The 3,572-nt window shown below is 43.7% G+C and carries 2 protein-coding genes and 1 pseudogene; 1 reads left to right on the top strand and 2 read right to left on the bottom strand.

Going from position 1 to position 3,572, the window contains the following annotated elements:
• Nucleotides 1-916, bottom strand: a pseudogene (locus AB4496_RS25620) (lipase); the annotation flags it as partial.
• A 13-nt stretch (nt 917-929) separates the two neighbouring features.
• Nucleotides 930-2,189: an outer membrane protein transport protein gene (locus AB4496_RS25615; RefSeq protein WP_009845318.1), complete on the bottom strand. Its 1,260-nt coding sequence runs from the start codon at nt 2,187-2,189 to the stop codon at nt 930-932.
• A 357-nt stretch (nt 2,190-2,546) separates the two neighbouring features.
• Here AB4496_RS25615 and AB4496_RS25610 point away from each other — a divergent pair.
• Nucleotides 2,547-3,572: site-2 protease family protein (locus tag AB4496_RS25610; RefSeq protein WP_372132658.1), on the top strand; the 1,026-nt coding region annotated here is incomplete at its 3' end.

The following is a 3,572-nucleotide window of genomic DNA, read 5'->3' as shown; positions in this document are numbered from 1 at the left end:
TTGCTAATGCTGTTTTGAATGTTACTGCAGGAAGAAACGACATAGTGTAAGCGGCTTTTAGGTCAACCGAATTAGGGTTTGCACTGCCTTTCCATACACCATTTAGGTTCGCAGAAGCCAACCCAGTCGCTGTTGCTGCTTTTGTTGCGAAAAGCGAGCCGCCAACTGATTCGGTGGTAAACCACGTCGAGTAGATGATGTCTTTGGTATCAAGGCTAACCTTGCCGGCGGCATTCGCCCCTGCAAAGATTTGCTCTACACCCTGAGTTACTTTCTGAGCTTGAGCTAAGCTGCCGTCAGTATACGTTACTGAACTTGATTTCAGAGCCGCGTAGCTTGACGACATACCTACCGGGTCGCCATTAACATCGTTCAGTTCATTCGACAGTGCCAACACGTATTCGCTTGAAGCATCGAGTGAATCTTTAAATACAATAGTAAAGGCATCCGTTGCAGCGCTAGATAACACATTAAAGTGCGTACCTAGAGTCAACACGCCTGTAACCGTTGGTGGTGTTGTGGATGTGAGTGAACTGCTAAGTTTTAGAATGTAAACGCCGCCGGTCGCGACACCGTCGGCAAGACCGGTACCTTCGAAATTCATAACGATTGGCATCGAAGTAGACCAGCCATCCATTGTGTTCATTGCCGCAATTGGATTCGTTAACGAATCTTTACCACCCGTTGGTAACCCGAGAGTGCCATCCGTCGTGTCCATCAGAGCAAAGCTTGGCAGTGGAACCGCTTTGTTCGCACCACTTAGATGAAACTTAATACTCGTTGTGCGAGCCAGTGAATCTTGAATGTACTGCTCATATTTAACGGCAGTTGAGGCACCTGAACTCGAAGAGTCATCACCACAACCGGCAAGAAATATCGCCGAAGCAAGCAGCGAAACACTAAATAACTTTTTCATGTTTGAATTCCGTTTAGTTAAAGGTGTAGTTCAATTGAATTGCAGATAGGTAAGCGACTGCATCACCTGAAAACTCAAGCTTTTGACCCAGTTCGTTAGTTTCCGTGAAATCACCATCTTTACTTTGTACAAGTGCAAAACCAGCATCAATAGAAAGATCTGGGCTGTATTGGTAAGTCAAGCCAGTGCTGTACCAGTAACGATCGCTATCTGGGATACTTAACGTTGCTTGACCAGCTTGCTCGTCATAGGCAAGACCCGCCCTTAGTGTCCACTCTTGATTCAACTGATAAGTCGCACCCAACGAGTAGCGGTTGTTATCCTCGTAGTGTTCTGTCTTTTTAAAACACACACCATCTTTACAATCTGGACTGGTGGCTTTAAGTTCTTTAAAACTGCTCCAACCCGTTTGTTGCCAACCGTAGTGGATAGCCCACTGTTCGGTCAGTTGGTGGAAAGCCGATATTTCAATAATTGAAGGTAAGGTAATTTTTAAGCGGCCAGTCGTTGCAGTTGCGCTACCTTGTACGATTCCACCGGTGTAATCTTTGAAATCACCATCGTCAAAATCAAGGTCAACTTCCGAACGATAAGCGATAGAAAATCGATTGTTTTCATTCAATTCATATAAGCCACCCACATTCCAACCAAATGCGAATGTTTCACCAGTCATACTGATTAACTTCGTCGACGAAGGATCTCCAGTAACATTTGAAATAGCACCTTGGTGTCGGTTGAGTTCAGCTTCTGCATAAACAAGGTTTACGCCAGCACCAATGCTGAATTGGTCGTCGATTCTATACGCTACGTTTGGGTTTAAATTGACAGACATTAGTGATGTATCACCAGCTAGATCACCCGCGTAGATATCATCTGGGTAATCGGTAGCAACACCGTAGTTGGAAAACATACCAATGCCCCAAGCCCATTGCTCATTGATTGGGCTAATGTAGTAAGCACCAGGTACAATTTGAAGGGGAGCGACGTCTTTAGATGTCTGACTTTGTCCGCCAGAACCTGGAACATTGTTTTGAGTAATGTCTACTTCTGGATCAACGACAGAAACCGCGCCTGAAAATTGGGCTGTATCAAATAGGGTCATTGCAGCGGGGTTTCTCGCAAGTACACTCGCGTTATCGGCAACTGCACCTTCACCTGAGAATGCGCGTCCAAGGCCTGAGGCAGAGTGCTCAGCAACTTGGAAACCAGCCGCAAGTGAATTACATGCAAATAGTACAGAAAGCGAAACGAGAGAGCGTTGTATTGTTTTCATCCTTGACCCTCCTAGGGCATCAAATCTCATTCTTATTGTTGAAAACACACTGAGCATTGTTATTAGTGATGCTCCAATGTAAATGACATGTTAAATTCATGTTTCATGTAAAGTCAAAGAATGAGTTATCATTTTGTGAAGTTATAATTTTAAGGGGCGGGACTTTAACATTTATAATATGCATACAATCAATGGTTTATTCGTGGTTGGAGGTGTGACCAGAATGTTTATGCGCATTATCGGAATAAATAGTGTTCAATTGCTTAAATATGTAACAACTTCGTTTGTGTTTACCGTTAATCGCTAAATCGGCATAATACGGTTTCATTTACGATGGCATTAAATTGGAATTTAAGTTTGGAATTACTCGCGATAGAGTTTCTTGGAAAACCGCTTCGTTTAGAAGGTTCAATGGCTGGTTGGCAACAGCTGTTCTGGGATAATACACTTGTGTCTCAACTGGATGCGACCTCAGAGCAAGATAATGCTCGAACTCACTCATTCATGTTGCAATCTGGCGAAGATACGTTGCAGTGTCACGTCAAAGCGTCAGTTCAATGGCAGCCATTTGAGATGTACTACAAAGCCTCCGTCAATGGTCAAACGATTGCCGAAGGTAACCGCGACACTAAAGACATCGAGCAACAAACTCCCGTTGTAGCACCTAAACCTGAGAAGCGTTTTAGCTTAATTGGATTAGTGTCGCTTGGTATGAAAGCATTAAAAAGTGCCAAGCTAATCAAAGTCGTACTTGCCTCAGCGAGCTTGGCTGCGTATTCATGGCTGTTTTCAATTCAATTTGCTTTAGCTCTAATCGCTTGCCTTATGTTCCATGAATACGGCCATATTAGAGCGATGAAATACTTTGGCATGAAGACCAAAGGCATCTATTTGATACCGTTCCTTGGTGGTTTAGCGTTATCCGATGAGAAGATCAATACGCGCTGGCAAGACGTAGTTATCTCAATCATGGGGCCATTGTTCGGATTGATATTGTCTTTGGTGTTTACCGTGTTGTACTTGATCACTGGCGAGATGTTCTTTGCTGGGCTTGCAGTATTCAACGCGCTATTGAACTTGTTTAATCTATTGCCAATTTTGCCTCTCGATGGCGGACATGTACTGAAAAGTATCAGTTTCTCAATGAACAGCGTGCTTGGTATTGTATTGTGTATCGCAGCCGCTGTTGCTGGTGTGGTACTGAGTTATCAGTTGAATCTGACCTTGTTTGGTTTCTTATTGTTTATGGGTAGTGTGGAAATACTGTTCGAATGGAAAGGGCGTCACCACAGTCACTTGTTACCATTAGACAAATACGGTCAAGTCGTGTCGTTTGTTTGGTATGTGGGTTTAGTGAGTAGTTTGATTGGTGTTATCTGGTAT

It is taken from the genome of Vibrio sp. 10N.222.46.A1 (genome assembly GCF_041473595.1).
GTDB classification, from domain to species: domain Bacteria; phylum Pseudomonadota; class Gammaproteobacteria; order Enterobacterales; family Vibrionaceae; genus Vibrio; species Vibrio tasmaniensis_A.
The sequence above is the reverse complement of the archived record's forward strand: the minus strand, read 5'-3'. Positions and strand labels throughout refer to the sequence as shown.

Bases quoted from the DNA above. Each gene is read 5' to 3' on its own strand.
- AB4496_RS25615 (WP_009845318.1), bottom strand. From the start codon at position 2,189: ATGAAAACAATACAACGCTCTCTCGTTTCGCTTTCTGTACTATTTGCA.